At 51.9% G+C, this 17070-nt stretch carries 13 protein-coding genes and 2 pseudogenes; 8 read left to right on the top strand and 7 right to left on the bottom strand.

Going from position 1 to position 17070, the window contains the following annotated elements; translation table 11 throughout:
• The first annotated feature begins 99 nt into the window (after positions 1-99).
• From mfd to O77CONTIG1_RS23965, 3 genes are all read left to right on the top strand, one after another.
• A complete protein-coding gene (gene mfd, locus O77CONTIG1_RS21615; protein ID WP_068515029.1) occupies positions 100-3645 on the top strand; it encodes a transcription-repair coupling factor in 3546 nt (1181 codons plus the stop codon).
• A 112-nt stretch (positions 3646-3757) separates the two neighbouring features.
• Positions 3758-4921: a PIN domain-containing protein gene (locus O77CONTIG1_RS21610; RefSeq protein ID WP_068515025.1), complete on the top strand. Its 1164-nt coding sequence runs from the start codon at positions 3758-3760 to the stop codon at positions 4919-4921.
• A 261-nt stretch (positions 4922-5182) separates the two neighbouring features.
• Positions 5183-5946 (top strand): IS5 family transposase gene (locus O77CONTIG1_RS23965; RefSeq protein WP_410503478.1). Its coding sequence is split into 2 segments (ribosomal slippage): positions 5183-5513 and positions 5513-5946, totalling 765 coding nucleotides; the frame shifts between segments, so codons are not numbered across the junction.
• Between the two features lie 74 nt (positions 5947-6020).
• Here the strand turns inward: O77CONTIG1_RS23965 and O77CONTIG1_RS21595 are convergent.
• Positions 6021-7080, bottom strand: a pseudogene (locus tag O77CONTIG1_RS21595) (ISKra4 family transposase).
• 89 nt (positions 7081-7169) lie between these two features.
• Here O77CONTIG1_RS21595 and O77CONTIG1_RS23960 point away from each other — a divergent pair.
• Positions 7170-7643: a SinI family restriction endonuclease gene (locus O77CONTIG1_RS23960; protein WP_084782902.1), complete on the top strand. Its 474-nt coding sequence runs from the start codon at positions 7170-7172 to the stop codon at positions 7641-7643.
• Here O77CONTIG1_RS23960 and O77CONTIG1_RS21585 read toward each other — a convergent pair.
• Complete coding sequence (locus O77CONTIG1_RS21585) at positions 7635-8726, bottom strand: DNA cytosine methyltransferase (protein WP_286132726.1); 1092 nt, start codon at positions 8724-8726, stop codon at positions 7635-7637. The genes O77CONTIG1_RS23960 and O77CONTIG1_RS21585 overlap by 9 nt on opposite strands.
• A gap of 160 nt (positions 8727-8886) precedes the next feature.
• Here O77CONTIG1_RS21585 and O77CONTIG1_RS21575 point away from each other — a divergent pair.
• Positions 8887-9947, top strand: a protein-coding gene (locus O77CONTIG1_RS21575; protein WP_156434832.1) for an ISKra4 family transposase whose coding sequence is annotated in 2 segments (ribosomal slippage) — positions 8887-9043 and positions 9043-9947 — 1062 coding nt in all. Because the reading frame shifts where the segments join, the coding sequence is not laid out codon by codon here.
• A 393-nt stretch (positions 9948-10340) separates the two neighbouring features.
• Here the strand turns inward: O77CONTIG1_RS21575 and O77CONTIG1_RS28480 are convergent.
• The 3 genes and pseudogenes from O77CONTIG1_RS28480 to O77CONTIG1_RS25795 form a co-directional block, all read right to left on the bottom strand.
• A pseudogene (locus tag O77CONTIG1_RS28480) lies at positions 10341-10466 on the bottom strand (type I glyceraldehyde-3-phosphate dehydrogenase); the annotation flags it as partial.
• Between the two features lie 123 nt (positions 10467-10589).
• Positions 10590-10889 carry a hypothetical protein gene (locus O77CONTIG1_RS21570; protein ID WP_225894636.1) on the bottom strand — a complete coding sequence of 100 codons (300 nt, stop codon included), beginning with the start codon at positions 10887-10889 and terminating at the stop codon, positions 10590-10592.
• Between the two features lie 432 nt (positions 10890-11321).
• Positions 11322-11735 (bottom strand): hypothetical protein, encoded by a 414-nt coding sequence (locus tag O77CONTIG1_RS25795; protein ID WP_197673268.1) that lies wholly within the window; start codon positions 11733-11735, stop codon positions 11322-11324.
• A gap of 45 nt (positions 11736-11780) precedes the next feature.
• Here O77CONTIG1_RS25795 and O77CONTIG1_RS25005 point away from each other — a divergent pair, with 45 nt between their 5' ends.
• The gene (locus tag O77CONTIG1_RS25005) at positions 11781-11975 is read left to right on the top strand and encodes a hypothetical protein (protein ID WP_156435575.1); all 195 of its coding nucleotides are present in this window, start codon (positions 11781-11783) and stop codon (positions 11973-11975) included.
• Between the two features lie 346 nt (positions 11976-12321).
• Here the strand turns inward: O77CONTIG1_RS25005 and lipB are convergent, their stop codons facing one another.
• Positions 12322-13014: a lipoyl(octanoyl) transferase LipB gene (gene lipB, locus O77CONTIG1_RS21560; protein ID WP_068515019.1), complete on the bottom strand. Its 693-nt coding sequence runs from the start codon at positions 13012-13014 to the stop codon at positions 12322-12324.
• 173 nt (positions 13015-13187) lie between these two features.
• On the opposite strand from lipB, the gene hpf reads away from it, so the two are divergent.
• Positions 13188-13853, top strand: coding sequence for a ribosome hibernation-promoting factor, HPF/YfiA family (gene hpf / locus O77CONTIG1_RS21555; RefSeq protein ID WP_068515016.1), 666 nt, complete (start codon positions 13188-13190; stop codon positions 13851-13853).
• 1024 nt (positions 13854-14877) lie between these two features.
• Complete coding sequence (locus O77CONTIG1_RS21550; protein ID WP_068515014.1) at positions 14878-16323, top strand: sugar transferase; 1446 nt, start codon at positions 14878-14880, stop codon at positions 16321-16323.
• Between the two features lie 362 nt (positions 16324-16685).
• On the opposite strand, the gene O77CONTIG1_RS21545 is transcribed toward O77CONTIG1_RS21550, so the two are convergent.
• Complete coding sequence (locus O77CONTIG1_RS21545; protein ID WP_156435572.1) at positions 16686-17060, bottom strand: hypothetical protein; 375 nt, start codon at positions 17058-17060, stop codon at positions 16686-16688.
• Positions 17061-17070: the final 10 nt, after the last annotated feature.

Here is a 17070-nt window from a genome sequence, read left to right as displayed (position 1 = left end):
CTTTCCGGAAGCGGTTCCCCCAATCCTGAATCTCTGGCAGCGCTTTACAATGGTCAACAGTCTTTAGCTCAACCACTGCTTCCCGAAATCCCAACCGCTATGGCGTTTTCGTCGATTTGTCGCGTCATGGGGCGATCGCCCCTCACCGCCGAACTGCTCACCAAGCTGAACCAGCAGCGCCGCCTCAGTCTCAACGGCATTGCCCGCCTGCCCAAGGGACTGGTCGCCTCAACCCTGGCCCAAACGGCCCAGCGCCCGCTGCTGGTGGTTGCCGCCACGCTAGAGGAAGCCGGACGCTGGACGGCCCAACTGGAAGCGATGGGCTGGACCACCGTGCATTTCTACCCCACCTCAGAAGCGTCGCCCTACGAACCCTTTGACCCCGAATCGGAAATGACCTGGGGGCAGTTGCAGGTGTTGGCAGATCTGGCGCGGGTTGAGTCATCGTCCCAGCCGTCCCAGCTTGCAATTGTGTCTACCGAGCGATCGCTCCAGCCGCATCTGCCGCCCGTGGAGACATTTCGCCAGTTTTGCGTCACGCTGACCCAGGGCTTGGAAATTGACCTGAAATCCCTCAGCCGCCAACTGGCGCTACTGGGCTATGAAAAAGTGGCGATGGTGGAAACCGAGGGACAGTGGAGCCAGCGCGGCGACATCATCGATGTGTTTCCGGTGGCGGCGGAGTTGCCCGTGCGCCTGGAGCTATTTGGCGATGAGCTAGAGAAGATCCGCGAGTTTGACCCGGCCAGCCAGCGATCGCTCGACAATGTGCCGCAGTTGGTGCTGACGGCAACGGATTTTGCGCCGATGGTGTTGTTGGGATTGGGGGCCAGCGGTCAGGGCGATCTGGCAGAAAGTTTGGAGCGTCTCCAGCCGTACCTATCCCCGGAAGAAGCGGAGCGATTGGCGGAAAGCGGACGACTGGAGGGGGCACGGCGGTTTTTGGGGCTGGCGTTTGACCGGCCCGCGTCGCTGCTGGATTATTTACCGGAGAATACCCTGGTTGCCATTGATGAGATGGAGCAATGTCAGGCACATGGCGATCGCTGGTTTGACCATGCGGAAGACCACTGGCGCGAGGTATCCGGGGGGCAGGGCACGGAGAACGACGGCGTGACGGCACAATCTCCCACGGCCCCAACCCTTCCCAAGACCCACCGACCGTTTACGGAGTCCCTTGCGGCGTGCGATCGCTTCCTCTGTCTACACCTGTCCGAACTGGCGGAAGAGGGCAACGGGCTGAACCTGTCGAGTCGCCCCGTTCCCGCTGTGCCGCATCAGTTTGGGCGATTAGCGGAGACGATTCGGCAAGAGCGCGATCGCAAGTTTGGCGTGTGGCTAATTTCGGCGCAGCCGTCGCGGTCAGTGGCGCTGTTGCAGGAACACGACTGTCCGGCGCAGTTCATTCCCAATCCGCACGACTATCCGGCGATCGAGCGGCTCCAGGCGAACCGAGTGCCGACGGCGGTGAAATATTCCGGCTTGGCGGAGCTAGAAGGCTTCATCCTGCCGACGTTCCGCATCGTCGTCATTACCGACCGCGAGTTCTTTGGGCAGCACACGCTGGCCACGCCCAGCTACGTCCGCAAGCGCCGCCGTGCTGCTTCCAAACAGGTTGACCCGAATAAACTGCAACCGGGCGATTACGTCGTTCATAAAAACCACGGCATTGGCCAGTTTATTAAGCTGGAAAGCCTGACGCTGGATAATGAAACCCGCGAATATCTGGTGCTGAAATATGCCGACGGGCTACTGCGGGTGGCGGCGGATCAGGTGAATGCGCTGTCGCGGTTTCGCGGGGTGGGCGAGGGCAAACCCGAACTCAGCAAGATGACGGGCAAAGCCTGGGAGCGCACCAAGCAAAAAGTTCGCAAGGCGATTAAGAAGGTTGCCTTTGACCTGCTGCAACTCTACGCCCAGCGGGCCCAGCAGCAGGGCCACGCCTACCCGCCAGACACGCCCTGGCAGGAAGAAATGGAGGACTCGTTCCCCTACCAGCCGACGACCGACCAGCTCAAGGCGATTCAGGACGTGAAGCGGGATATGGAGGGCGATCGCCCGATGGATCGGCTGGTCTGCGGCGACGTGGGCTTCGGCAAAACCGAGGTCGCCATCCGCGCTGTGTTCAAGGCGATCACCGCTGGGAAACAGGTCGCCCTGCTCGCGCCGACGACGATTCTGACGCAGCAGCACTACCACACGCTGAAGGAACGCTTTGCCCCATACCCGATTCAGGTCGGTCTGCTGAACCGTTTTCGCACCAATGCCGAAAAGCAGGACATCCTGAAGCGCCTCGCCTCTGGGGAACTGGATGTGGTCGTAGGGACGCATCAGCTTTTGGGCAAGGGCGTGCAGTTCAAAGACTTGGGGCTGCTGGTGGTGGACGAAGAGCAGCGCTTTGGCGTGAACCAAAAGGAAAAAATCAAAACCCTGAAAACTCAGGTAGACGTGCTGACCCTCAGCGCCACGCCGATTCCCCGGACGCTTTACATGGCGCTGTCGGGCGTGCGCGAAATGAGCCTGATCACCACGCCGCCGCCCTCCCGCCGCCCCATCAAAACGCACCTGTCGCCCTACGATCCGGAGATGGTGCGGACGGCGATTCGGCAGGAACTCGATCGCGGTGGGCAGGTGTTTTACGTGGTGCCACGGGTGGAGGGCATTGAGGAAACCGCCGCCAAGCTCCGAGAGATGGTGCCGGGGGTGCGGATGGCGATCGCCCACGGGCAAATGCAGGAAGGCGAACTGGAAGCCACCATGCTCACCTTCAACAACGGCGAGGCGGATATTCTCGTCTGCACCACGATTATCGAATCGGGGCTGGACATCCCCCGCGTCAATACGATCCTGATCGAAGACGCACAAAAGTTCGGTCTGTCGCAGCTTTATCAGCTCCGGGGACGAGTGGGACGAGCGGGCATCCAGGCCCATGCGTGGCTGTTTTACCCGAAACAGAGCCAGCTTACAGAAACCGCCCGCCAGCGCCTCCGCGCCATTCAAGAATTTACCCAGCTTGGCTCTGGCTATCAGTTGGCCATGCGCGATATGGAGATTCGCGGCGTGGGCAATCTGCTGGGGGCAGAGCAGTCGGGCCAGATGGATGCGATCGGCTTTGACCTGTATATGGAAATGCTGGAGGAAGCCATCAAGGAAATTCGCGGCCAGGAAATTCCCCAGGTAGACGACACGCAAATCGACCTGCGCCTCACCGCCTTCATCCCCGCCGACTATATCCCCGACCTGGATCAAAAGATGAGCGCCTATCGCGCCGTTGCCGCTGCCCAGACCAAGCAGGAATTGACCGAGATTGCGGTGGATTGGAGCGATCGCTATGGCCCCATTCCCCCCGCCGCGCTGCAACTGTTCCGCGTGGTAGAACTGAAGCAAATCGCTAAGAAGCTGGGCTTCTCGCGCATCAAGCCCGACGGCAAGCAGCACATCCTGCTAGAAACGCCGATGGAAGAACCCGCCTGGAACCTACTAAAGGACAAGCTGCCCAGCCACCTGCAACCCCGCTTTGTCTACACCCCCGGCAAAGTCACCGTCCGCGGACTGGGGGCCCTCAGCGCCGACCTCCAGCTAGAGAACCTGATCGACTGGCTCAGCCGGATGCAGGGGGCGTTGCTGGAGCCGACGTTGGCCTAGGGATTGATATTGAGTCCAGCTAATTTAGAAGTTACAAAGCATGGCGACTGGTGAAATGTGCCCTCTAAAAGCTGTACTTTTCACGAATTACCCATAACTTGAGTTTATAAATATGGAGCTAGATGAACTTAAAAAGCTTGTTAGAGCAGGAGAGTTTGGGGCTATTACCTTAGACACGTCAATTTTTGATGCTCAAGGCTTAAGACTGGAATCAGGATTACTTAAGCAACTAGAGCAATTTCAAGATAGTTCAACAAGGTTGATTCTTTCGGAAATAGTAAAGGAAGAAGTCTTGTCGCATCTTATGGAAAAAGCGAGAGACACACAGAAGGAAATTGAAAAATCTTTGAAACAGGCTAAAGAACAGTGGCGTGTTGAGGAGCAGGATGTTGAAAAAATAAAAGAAATAATTTTTTGTGGACATGAAGCAAAGGAAGTCGTTTTTGAGCGATTTAATCAATTTTCAGAGCTTACGTCGATAGAGATAGTCGAAGCTCAAAATCATGTGATGATAAGTGACTTAATACAAAAATACTTTAAAGCTAGACCTCCGTTCTCAGAAATAGGAAAAAAGAAGAATGAATTCCCTGATGCTATTGCTCTAATGTCTTTAGAAACTTGGGCAAATAAACATCAAACAAAAGTTATTGTTGTCACATCTGACGACGATTGGAAGAAATTTTGCAAAGACTCTGGAAGGCTTATTGTTATTGATGATTTTGCTGGAGCTTTAGGATTATTTCAACTTCAAGATGCTGATGACATTTGCAAGTATCTATCAGAAAAGTATGAAAAGGGTGAATTGCAGAACGTGAAACAAGCTATCTCTAATGCTTTGGAGTATCAACTAAGCGATCTTGAGATTCACCCAGAAGTGAGTTCCTCATTCCTGTATGAGCAAAATTCAATAGAGGTATCCCTCAATGGATTTGAATTCAATTTGTTCGAGCCTCCTAACTTAATATTTAGACCAGTTAATTTTGACGATGATAGTTTAGTGGCTGAATCGAAATTAAGCGTGGATGTCAATATTGAATGTAGCTTTTTATTTTCTATACATGATTCCATAGATAAGGACGAAGTTCCGTTTGGAAGTAGTAGTGCAAATATTCAAACAAATTTAGACGTAGATATCTTAGTTTCATTTATAGGGAGCTTAGACAAGATTGGAGCAGATGTCGAGGTGGATAACATCGAAATTGAAGTCAAAAAACTTGATTCAGTTGATTTTGGCGAGATTGGGCCAGATTGGATGGGTGAAGACTACGATTACTGAGAAGCTGCATAACAACTTTCTGGCATACCAACTATCTCAAATCTCTTCGTTGAGTCCGAGGGATTGCTAGCGGCGAGTGAAGCGGAACGTTAAATATTTTTTGTAGAAGCCCCGTGTAGCGGAGCTTCTACAAAGAATATCAACCCCGTCTCAACAGAGTTGCGATTAGGGTGAGGGGACAGCAAAGTTGCACACCAGATTCTAGGGAGTGTCATCAATTAGATAAGCTGTAATCAGCAGTGATTCAGCTATCTGACGATTATGACAACCCGCCGCTACGCCCTGCGCGATGACCAATGGGAACGGCTCCAAGATTTGCTCCCTGGACGAGCGGGGGCGGTGGGAGTCACAGCAAAGGATAATCGTCTGTTTGTCGAGGCAGTGCTCTATCGATATCGAGCCGGCATTCCCTGGCGAGACTTGCCAGAGCGGTTTGGTGATTTTCGCAAGGTTCACACCCGCTTTCGGCGCTGGGCAAAGACGGGCGTGGGGCAACGGGTGTTTCAGGTGCTGTGTGAAGATGCAGACAACGAATACGCCCTGATCGACACCACGATTGTGCGTGCTCATCAGCATCGTGCTGGAGCAAAGGGGGGGATGCCAATGCCCAAGCCATTGGTCGCAGTAAAGGGGGATTGAGCACCAAGATTCATACGACTGTCGATGCGCTGGGCAATCCGACAGGCTTTCACCTCACACCCGGGCAGGTCTGTGACCTTGATGGGGCTGATGTGCTGCTAGAGAATATTCAAGCTGATACAGTCCTGGCTGACAAAGGATATGACGCAGACCAACGGGTGGTTGAGCGACTCCAACAACAGGGCAAGACTGCTGTGATTCCGCCCAAGCGAAACCGCAAGACACCGCGTGATTACGACAAGGAGCTATACAAAGCGCGGCATCTGATTGAGAACTTCTTTGCCAAACTCAAGCAGTATCGAGCGATTGCGACACGCTATGACAAGTTAGCCGAGACGTTTCTGAGTGCAATTTACATGGCGGCTGCCCTTATTTGGCTTAATTGATGACACGCCCTAGGCACAGTCGCCGATCCAATCGTCAGTATCATCATCAAGAGTGCATCCCAATTTTGCAAGACTCATGTTGAGAATTGCCCATTGAGGTAGGCACAACGTTGCTTCAGCACCTGCGGAACGTTATCTTTGTCCCACTGCGCCCCCGATATCTTGATTCGCCGCCCAAGTTGTTTAACGGTCGATTCAATTGCCCCGGAACCAATGGAGACTCCTTCAGCTTGATAGTAGCCATAATTGACAATCCGCTGTCGATGCTTGTTAAGGTAGCTAACGAAATTCGTAACCCGCTCGTGTTGCCAATCCTCAAACTGTGCAATTGCGCCCTCGACATCGCCTTGCCACAAACAGGTTTCCACGGCATCTAAACGTTGCACAGAACCACCCACTTTGCCCAAATTCTCAACCAAGTGATACCAGTCCAAAATCTCCCGTCTTTGGGTCTGGTTGCCAATCTGGGTGTAGACATTCCAGATCCATCATGCCCATCTCCAATACAAGTCAATGGGTCAGATAAAGACTGAACATTGACCCAGTTGACCAACTGCTCATTGTCTTGAAAGAAGGCAGCAACACAGGACTCGTGCAGATTCACTGCCTTGTAATCTCGCCATTCACTCGGTTCTCCTTCGGGTGTTCGCAATCGCACTTTACCTCCATCGATACTCATCTCCTCAACCGTTTCTTCCACTTGCGGTAACTCAAAGATTTGACGATGCACTAATCGCTGTTGAGTACTGTGAGAAACCTTTATCCCAGTCAACACTTCAATGTCTTCTGCCGCCCGCTCATACGATTCATTGGCACTCACCAACAAACAACACCGCTCCAGGTAAGGACTCCATCGTGTGTACGCTTTCACCTCCAGAATTTGAGCTTGTTTCTCACTCACTTGCAGTTGTCCAAGGATGCTCTCGATGCGACGCTTTCGTCCACTTGTCGTGCCGCTACTTGTTGCAATAAAAAATCCCCGATCTCTGGGCTGACATGTTCGAGCAGATGTCCTCGCACTGCCGCCTCAATCCCTGCCAACGTTTTCACTTGCTCTGGGTCAGTTTCCTCGTATAGCAGAGCGGCAAGGGCACGAGCATGGGCTTGGATTTGGGCTTTTTTCTCAGCGTCCATGACAGGTATCGGGTAAAAGTACAATACTCAAAGTTTATCGCTATCGCCAAAGTCTAGAACTAAGCACTTTTACTCATCGCAAAAGTGGGATGCACTCCATCATCAATGCTCGATTGCCAGGATTAACAACAGAACAGCTCGAGCAAATCAAATATGCTCATAGGCTATCGATGTCTGCCGAAAACATCCAGGGACTACTGTTAGAAGAATTTTTAGCTGAGCAGCTTGCTGATTACGGTTGGTACTGTTGTTGGGGAGAATCGGTTCGGCACGTAGATTTTTGCAATGTCGATGGCTCTCTTTTGCAGGTCAAGAACCGAAGCAACTCAGAAAACAGTTCATCCTCTAGAGTAAGGATTAATCGACCCATTGAAAAATGGTATCGGGTTGATGCTAGAACGGGTTCCTACCGATGGTCTTATTTCAATGACAAGTACAGTACGGATCGATTTTCAGAAGAAAATTTTGTTACTTTTGTTCAACGCATTTTGTCAGCTAACCCAAATGCCCTCGCTATTGAATTAAATAATCCTTGGCAGGATCTATCAGGGTTATCAAACTAAGTTGAGAGATAGCTGCTTTACTGAGGATTCTTCAAAACAACCCATCTCCTTCATCCAATTGACATCATCCGTTTTGTGGTAGCGAGAATACGGGAAATCTGGGTAATTTAGAGGCTGCTCACCCTTTAAATGAGATAGCAACATCCTGGCGATCGCCCTTCCTAGAGAGCAAGGTACAGCATTGCCTACTTGTCGATATTGATCGAGTAAGGTGCCTGCAATAATCCAATCGTCTGGGAACTCTTGAATACGCTTATATTCTTCAATGCTAAGGGGTCTATCTTCCTCTGGATGCGCTAGATCAGTCGCAGGCATAGCTGGATGGGTAACCAAGGTTGGGGCGGGCTTATCCCACGCTAGCCTGCGGTAAAAACCCGTCTTTCCCCCTCCCGCATGATAAGAAGCTCCTAGCGCTTCTTGATGTAGTTCTTCTGGCAAGTCTCGCCAGTATTGTCCTGGCTTTAGCAACTTGTAATACTTGAGCCGTTTTTCAGGAAACTTGACAAAATGATGTCCATCTTCAGGTAGTCCTTGTAAGGCTTCTCGTAAGCTTTTCCAGGTTGGCAATCCGTACAGACCTTTTTCTGAATGAGTGGGGGTGAGGTAAGGAAGTTTCTCGCCATCCCGGCTACAAGCAATGACGACCCTTTCCCGTTGCTGCGGCGCTCCAAAATTAGCAGCATTATACAAATTAAAAGAGATACTGTACCCAGCCTCCCTGAGCCGTTGAGCAATAAAGAGCAGGGCACCGCCTCTCTGCTCATCTTGAGACAATGGCGGAAAATTTTTTCCTCGCATTTCATGAGGTCTGTGCTTCAACGGAGCAGACAGTAATCCTCGAACATTTTCAATAACTGCAAATCTCGGCTTCAACTCAATGATTAAATCGATAAACGTCAAAAAGACATTACCTCGCTCGTCATTGAATCCTTGACGTTTGCCTGCACTGCTAAAGGCTTGGCATGGAGGCCCGCCAACGATAACATCAATTTCGTCGGTCGAACTCAGCCCTGCCTTTTCTCGAATTTCTGAAGCTGAGTAATCTCGAATATCCCCGATCAACGCTATATCGGGTCGATTGATCTCAATTGTTTTTCGAGCGGCTGTATCGACTTCACAAGCCAGTAGTACCTGGATGCCTTCCTTGAGTGCATCCCACTTTTGCGATGAGTAAAAGTGCTTAGTTCTAGACTTTGGCGATAGCGATAAACTTTGAGTATTGTACTTTTACCCGATACCTGTCATGGACGCTGAGAAAAAAGCCCAAATCCAAGCCCATGCTCGTGCCCTTGCCGCTCTGCTATACGAGGAAACTGACCCAGAGCAAGTGAAAACGTTGGCAGGGATTGAGGCGGCAGTGCGAGGACATCTGCTCGAACATGTCAGCCCAGAGATCGGGGATTTTTTATTGCAACAAGTAGCGGCACGACAAGTGGACGAAAGCGTCGCATCGAGAGCATCCTTGGACAACTGCAAGTGAGTGAGAAACAAGCTCAAATTCTGGAGGTGAAAGCGTACACACGATGGAGTCCTTACCTGGAGCGGTGTTGTTTGTTGGTGAGTGCCAATGAATCGTATGAGCGGGCGGCAGAAGACATTGAAGTGTTGACTGGGATAAAGGTTTCTCACAGTACTCAACAGCGATTAGTGCATCGTCAAATCTTTGAGTTACCGCAAGTGGAAGAAACGGTTGAGGAGATGAGTATCGATGGAGGTAAAGTGCGATTGCGAACACCCGAAGGAGAACCGAGTGAATGGCGAGATTACAAGGCAGTGAATCTGCACGAGTCCTGTGTTGCTGCCTTCTTTCAAGACAATGAGCAGTTGGTCAACTGGGTCAATGTTCAGTCTTTATCTGACCCATTGACTTGTATTGGAGATGGGCATGATGGGATCTGGAATGTCTACACCCAGATTGGCAACCAGACCCAAAGACGGGAGATTTTGGACTGGTATCACTTGGTTGAGAATTTGGGCAAAGTGGGTGGTTCTGTGCAACGTTTAGATGCCGTGGAAACCTGTTTGTGGCAAGGCGATGTCGAGGGCGCAATTGCACAGTTTGAGGATTGGCAACACGAGCGGGTTACGAATTTCGTTAGCTACCTTAACAAGCATCGACAGCGGATTGTCAATTATGGCTACTATCAAGCTGAAGGAGTCTCCATTGGTTCCGGGGCAATTGAATCGACCGTTAAACAACTTGGGCGGCGAATCAAGATATCGGGGGCGCAGTGGGACAAAGATAACGTTCCGCAGGTGCTGAAGCAACGTTGTGCCTACCTCAATGGGCAATTCTCAACATGAGTCTTGCAAAATTGGGATGCACTCGCCTTCCTTTTCTAGTCCTAAGTCCAAACCCATGCAACCAGAAAAAAAACTCAAGGCTTTCAGATCGGGTTTTTTAGACGAGCGTCGCCCATGATCAGGAATGCTTAAGCTTGTATCTTCTCCTTTGATTCGGTAGTTTTGAACGGAGTCTGATGCGACAATCCACCGGCTGCTAATCCGTTCCCCTCTGATTTCGCCATACCGGAGCAGTTGACGAACATATTGCTCTGAGCAATTTAGGATTTCAGAGGTTTCTTTTACGGAGAGGTACTGGGTCGCCATACTTTCGGAAGCGAAACTGAAACTAGGTGCCCATACTATCGCCAGGGTAACGGGCTTGCAAGCATTCTGAACTAATGTTCTTGGCTCAGCACCTGTGGACGAGGGAATGATGTTTTGGGAAGCGCCGCGGCCGCCGCGCCAGTCCTTTTTGCTGGGGCCATCGACGGTGGGCTAGGTGGCGGTGATAGAGTGAACCGGAGTCATCAGCCCTTGAGGAGGTTGCGATGGTTTGGCTTGGGAATGGGGAGATTTTGGATTGGGGAGTTTGGATTTTGGATGGCGGGGATGCCCTGCTAAAATCCAAAATCCAAAACCCAAAACCCTCCTTATCTGTTCTTACTCATTCGCGCCAGGGTTGCTCCGGACTTCACGGTGCAGGCAGCGCAACACTTCGCCGGGTTGCTCGGCGTTGAGGACGATGCCGTTGGGCGGAAATTCCAGGGCACGAGTCCACTCGAAGCGTTCGGCGTAGCGGAGCAGGTGCAGTCGGTCGATGGCCAGTTGCGCGTCTTCGGGCAGGCCGATGATGTAGTGGCGCAGGCGGCGACGGCGCGGCAGTTCGCAGGTGAGCGGCGGCAGCGAAAACTGGGTCGCCTCCGAGCGCGGGGACGACCAGGTGTATTGAACTGTCAGCATTTGGGGTTTCCTCCTTGGAAACGAGGTAGGGAAACCCCGAAAAGATGGCCGCCCAAACGACGCAAAGCAGGTTTCAAGGCGGCCATACAATAGGCAAAGCCCTGAGACAGCTATCTCTGTCCTGGGGTCAGGCGTTGGTAGGTGTTGGCCCATCTACCAATGCCGTAAACGACGAACCGGCCAAATTTTCGGGGAGTGGAATAAGCTGCGTGTTGGGGAAATTACAGCTTGATGGACGATTGTAGTCGATACGCCTGATCGGCGCAAGCAAAATTTTGGGCCTTGCTGAATTCAAGGATGAATCAGTTGTGGGATGGGCACTTCGCCGAACTTGAGGTGGTGGAGTCGCAAACGCATCGAGTGCTTTAGCCTGTCTACGAACTTGGAATTACGATGCAGGCGAGCAAGATGATGCCTCAAGCGGCTGACGAGCTACAGGTACTCTGCCAGAAAATCGAGGGCATCGGCGGCATCTGCACTGAAGGGGTCGTCTTCCCAGCAGGGGGCAGGCAACAGCAACGCCAGGTTTGCCAGCACGTCCGCTTCAATTTCATCCAGATTTTTCACTGCAAACCAGTCTTCTAGCGCCTTCAGGTCGCGATCGCGCAGAGGAGCCAGCGTTGGCGTTTCAACAGGCGGGACGATTGGCAATTCAGGCAGGGGTGCAAGCCTGCTTCCTGGCTCTACCCTTGCCAGCGCTATGTCCCCATCGGGCAGTCGCACAGCGGGTGTTGTGCCCACAGCCTGCCGACGAGCCACGCGCTTGCGGGTGAGGGCACGCGCACTGAACTCCAACAGTTCTGCCAGAGACGGGTCGGCGTTGTCGTGAGGGGAGGTGAGGAACATGGAGGGTGTGTGGGAAGAGGAGGGAGGAGGAGTGGAACAGGAGAGATGGCGAAGCAGCGCAGGCTGGTCTGGTGCGCGTGTGCGTCTGTGTATACTTGGCGGGTGGTGAAGTTGGGGTGCAACGAGCTAGCGCGATCGCGCTTTGTTCGACCGGGTTATGCCACCGGGACGCAACAGGCTATGGAACTGGGAGCAGCGTTTCAGCAGGAACAGCGCGACTGGGAACAGCGTTTAACTTAGTCTGTCGGGATTCCGAACCTAGACCAACCGACCTTATACTGAAATGCCTGCATAATGTCCTGAAAATCAGGCAATGTAAGCCTGCGGGCACTTCAGAAGTATTGGGTTTGCAGACTGAAGACTGGCAGAGTGCGATCGCCCAGGTGAATTACAGGTGAATTAATTGAACTGGGACTAAGCAGATCCTGAGTACCAGAAGCAACCAGACTCAACAGATTCTTGAATCCACGAGATAGCAAAAGTTGCTACTGCTTAAACCAGATTTTGGCTTCAGCAATGCTGCGGAAATTTGAGAAACACCCTATTTCTTGAAGATACGAAAAAATCCGGAGAGTTGCCAATTTATTTACAGCTCGTTCACGGTTATGTCATAGGGCTGGATCGTCACTTCAAAGACCTCGGCAAAAGACTGGGCGATCGCCCCTTGCACCTCCGCCACGGTAATCTCTGGAATCCAGTCGGCCAGGCAACCCACCGGGCGATCGCCAATGCCGCAGGGCACAATCACCCCAAAGCCACGCATCTCCGGGCACACGTTTAGTGAAAAGCCATGCATCGTCACCCAGCGGCTCACCTTGATGCCGATTGCGCCGACCTTGCGCCCATCCACCCACACGCCCGTCAGCCCGTCGATCCGACCGCCTGCCAGCCCAAACGGGGCGATCGCCCGGATCAGCACCTCCTCCAACTGCCGCAAATACCAGTGCAAATCCTGCCGATAGTGCCGCAGGTTCAAAATTGGATAGCCCACCAGTTGCCCCGGCCCGTGATACGTCACTTCGCCGCCGCGCTCGACCCGGTGAATCTCTGCATCCGTCCGCTCAAGATCAAACTTCACAAAATCCAGCGTTGCCCCCTGCCCCAGCGTGTAGACGGGTGGATGCTCCAGTAAAAGCAGCAGGTCTGGGGAATTGGGCCGCTGGATCAGGCGATTGACGTGCGATCGCTGCCATTCCCAGGCCGTTTTGTAAGGCACAAGTCCCGCTTCCCAAAGCCAGCAAATACGGCTGGATGATTGATTTACCCGTTGCTCTACCAAAGGACTTATCCCGCTCAACAGCGACAGTCTGCACCTGCCAACAAATCAAGAATCATCACAGCTTGCAAAGCATTATGTAACGAATCCGTCGTCCAGAATACAAGGTGCTAGGGTGAAAATATACCCACTACAACAGGGTAATTGAATACCCACCATTAAGGGGAGGAAGCTCTATGAAGCTTGTCATCCAGGGCAAAAACATTGAGATCACCGATGCACTCCATGAATACGTTCGTCAGAAAGTTGAGAAAGCAGTCAGTCATTTCCAAAACCTGACGACCGAAGTGGATGTGTGTTTGTCGGTAGCTCGTAACCCCCGGATTAACCCTCGACAAACGGCTGAGGTGACAATCTACGCAAACGGCGCGGTGGTTCGTGCCGAAGAAAGCAGCGAAAACCTCTACGCCAGCATCGACCTCGTGGCAGACAAGATTAGCCGCCAGCTCCGCAAGTTCAAAGAAAAGCGGAACACACACACACCCATCCGCACGGCTGAGGTGTTGCCCTATCAACCCGTTGATGCCGACTTGCTCGCCAACCGCGAACCCGAACTGCCCTCGGAGGTGGTGCGAAGCAAGTATTTTGCCATGCCGCCAATGACCATCGAGCAGGCGCTAGAACAGCTCGAACTGGTAGATCACGATTTTTATATGTTTCTTAACGCCGAGACGGGCGAAATCAACGTGATTTACGAACGCAATCACGGCGGCTATGGCGTGATTCAGCCGCGCCGCACCAATGGCCACCACCCTGCCGAAAATGGCAACGGCAAAGCGGCTCAAAATGGCACCAAAGCCTATACGCCTTCGACTTCTGCTTCGGTTCATAAAGGAAACTAGACAGCACGGGTTGTTCGTTCACGCTTGTTCGTTCACTTAAACTACGGCAATTAGGGCAGTCTGAGGGGTACTCATCGCTTCGATTGACCGCTTCTAATGAAAAAACGGGAGTCTAGCAGTTTCGCTTGGCTCCCGTTTTGGTTTTAGGAGAATCTAAGCCCTTGAAAACTAAAGCCCTGTCCTCAAACAACTCCTCAAGCGGCAGGACTGACGCACTTGCGATAAATTTTCTGGATTTTAGACGGTTTTTGACGAAAAATTCTCCAAATGCCCAAGTCTTTCATAGTGTTACGCAGGCAAACTGGCATCAGGTATGCAGATAAATGATCGATTTAATACATCGATCATAGAGTCTTTATGCAGATTGTATTTTGAGCCTTCTCTTTTGAGTCTTTAGAAAGCAGGTACGTATACATAGCCAGTCTGAGTGCATAGAAGTACTTTATGATGCCTCAATAAAAGCACCGTGAATTTTCCGTAAAGACCTGGGGGTATGAGTATCAGCCTCTTTGACGATTCAGCTAATCTACGCTCTACAAAGTAAATTCATACACAGGTCGGAAATGATGAAGATTCAATGGACTCACCGGATACCTCTTTCTATCCGTAGTTACACGGTCTAAGTTGTACATATACGCAGTGGAATCTTAAAAACTTTAAGAAGTAGGTTTATTTACTGCCTGATGTTGAGGTGAGTGGTTTCACTGACGCAGGCGCAGGTGGTTTTTGAGGTGTTTCTGGTTTGTCAGTCTCTTTGAGGGCAATCAAGTGTCTGGCTCATTTCAGGCAATAAGCGCTTTAGGGGGTGTTGAAGGGGGGTTGAAACGTATTTTGACTGGAGTTTAGTTCTGTTCCGCTGATTCGGTTGTTGGTTTGTCGGCAGAGTTTCTCTTGCATCAGAGTTCAAGCTTGTTGCCTGATCAACCTTGGTTTCAACCCCCGATTTTAGGTGCATGACTGATCATCTGGTCTGGGGTGCATGTGTTTCGGTTACGTTTGAGTGTTAGCTGGAGATTCAAAAGAGATGGTTTCCATAAAATCCCTCTCGCTTGGTTCGGCATCTAGAACCCTATCCGACTTGCGATCGCCCGCCTTTACTCAACTTCGTCGAGGTGTGGCAATTGGCTGGGTGCGGATGCTCAGTCTGCTCGTGTCGGATGCTGCTGCGATTTTACTGGCTTGGGGGCTGGCGGTTTCTCTGGGAACCGAGTTGGACTCACCCTGGAGTAGTTTGGGCCGCTACTCCTTCTTGCCGCTCATTCTGGCGGTCAAGCTGGGAGTCATGATTTCGCGAGGGCTATACGGTTCGGGGCTGACCCGTCGAGACTATCTGGGAGTTGTCAAAGCGCTTTCGCTGGCGGAAGGGCTGCTGCTGCTGATTGCCTTCCTTTATGAACCAGATCGATACGTCTCACGCTCGACGTTTCTGATTTCCTGGTTCCTGAGTGTGGCATTTGTATGCGGTGGTCGGTTCTTGATTGACCGAGGCACTGAGATCGTTCGCAAGCGCGGTGCAGCCTGCTATCCAGTGTTTCTAATCTGTGATGATGATGAGCAGCAGCGAAATATTCAATTGATTGAAAAAGAAAATCGTTATCGCCTGATGGGGGTGGCGAGTGCCCGCGCCCTCGACCGACGCAATCGAGATGAAACGATTCGACGAGTCCGAGAGCTTGGCATCGCAGAGCTGTTTGTTTCTTGGACTGCGATTCAAAATCGACTCCATCTCTGCTGGCATTTCCAAACGGCGGGTATCACACTTCGTATCTTGCCGGGTGAGATTGCCTCCTCGTTTCCCAAGTCGCAGTTTCGGATGATGGGTGAGTTGCCGACGCTGACGCTGGAAGCGCCAGTTCTGGTCGGCAGTGATTTTTGGGTCAAGCGGTTTTTTGATTTCTGGGGCGCGGTAATCGCCATTCTGGTGTTCTCCCCGCTCTATATTGCGATCGCCCTGCTGATTCGGATGGATTCTCCGGGGCCCATCTTCTTCCGGCAAACCCGCATTGGGCTGCATGGCAACAAGTTCAAGGTTTGGAAGTTCCGCACAATGGTGCAAAATGCGGCGCAGCTTCAGGCAGTGCTAGAGGCGCAGAACGAAATGAAAGACGGCGTGCTGTTCAAAATGAAGGACGACCCGCGAATCACGCGAGTCGGCAAGTTCTTGCGTCGCTATAGCCTGGATGAGCTACCGCAGTTGTTTAATGTGCTGGTAGGTGAGATGAGCTTTGTCGGCCCGCGCCCCCTGCCCGTGCGAGATGTTGAGCGCTTTCAAGAGCGCCACTTCATTCGGCAGGAAGTGCTGCCTGGGATTACGGGGCTGTGGCAGGTTTCAGGGCGTTCGGATATCACCGATTTTGAGAAGGCCGTGCAGCTTGACTTGATCTACATCGCCAACTGGTCGCTCTGGCTTGACTTAAAGATTCTGCTGAAGACCGTTCAGGTGGTTATTGGCAAGAGCGGCGCTTACTAAGCCTCTCTGAGGGTGTAGGAAAAACTTGCGATCACCTGTTGGCAGCGTATTAAGCATATCAGGAATTATACAACCCAAGCGGGGGGCACCATGCTCTCTCGCTTCTTTTTATTCTTTTTATATTTTTATGATTTTATAATTGCTCTTCTATAGCAACACGCAGGTTAGTTAAGACGTTTGTAGCGAGGACTTAAGTCCTCACTACGAGTCTCAACAGCAACTATGTCCGTCCTATATGTCCTAACCAACCAGTTATCCGCTATGGTAATCGCTCTCCTGAAGATTAGGGCTAAGCGCTCTTCTGAAGGTTATGGTTCAAGGTTATGGTTCTTCTGCGGCGTTTAGCTGCTTATTCACTACGTTTATTCTGTGCTAAGTAAATAAACCTCACCCTGTTCGTTTCCGTCGATCATAATGCTCTCAAACATCAGCTTGCCCCGCACGGTTCGCCGCTCTCCGGATTGCACCGTTGTGTCTGGCGATAGAACCCAGATGCTACCTGTGTTGTCTTGCAGTTCATACAGCAACGCATCTACAAGCGGAGCGCGATCGCCCACCACGCCCGACACTCGGACTGGCACGCTGAAAACAAACGGCATCTGCTGCACCGAGCGAATCGAAACCGAAATGCCCAACCAGCTCAGCACCCCAAACCGCAGCGGTGTGAACAGCAGCAGTGCCAGTACAATGCCTAGCAGCACCGCCAAGAAATAAGAGAGCGATCGCCGTTGAGTCACGGTTGGGGAG

Source organism: Leptolyngbya sp. O-77 (assembly GCF_001548395.1).
Taxonomy (GTDB): domain Bacteria; phylum Cyanobacteriota; class Cyanobacteriia; order Elainellales; family Elainellaceae; genus Thermoleptolyngbya.
The sequence above is the reverse complement of the archived record's forward strand: the minus strand, read 5'-3'. Positions and strand labels throughout refer to the sequence as shown.